The organism is Halioglobus sp. HI00S01 (genome assembly GCF_001635445.1).
Taxonomy (GTDB): domain Bacteria; phylum Pseudomonadota; class Gammaproteobacteria; order Pseudomonadales; family Halieaceae; genus Halioglobus; species Halioglobus japonicus.
The window spans coordinates 1-220 of record NZ_LWEE01000161.1 but is presented as its reverse complement, the minus strand read 5'-3'; the positions used below and the strand labels follow the sequence as shown (position 1 = coordinate 220).

At 58.6% G+C, this 220-nt stretch carries 1 protein-coding gene; it reads left to right on the top strand.

Annotation, left to right across the window (positions count from 1 at the left end; all coding sequences use genetic code 11):
• Positions 1 to 23: 23 nt before the first annotated feature.
• The coding region (locus A3709_RS15055) for a hypothetical protein (protein ID WP_156507786.1) at positions 24 to 220 on the top strand (197 nt) is incomplete at its 3' end.

Here is a 220-nt window from a genome sequence, read left to right as displayed (position 1 = left end):
ATCAGCACCGTAGACCGCTGGCGATGACCTCCACACACACTCCCGCCATTTCCACTCCCGCTAGTGCGCAGACAATCAGCAACCGCGCATTTGCGGTGGAGTTTGGCTGGGCGTTGTTGGCACTCACCCTGAGTGCGCTGATCGTTATCGGCACTTATGTCAGCCTGTCGCCACTACTGGATCGCTTTGAGCAGGAGGCGACCCGAGACAATATTCGCCC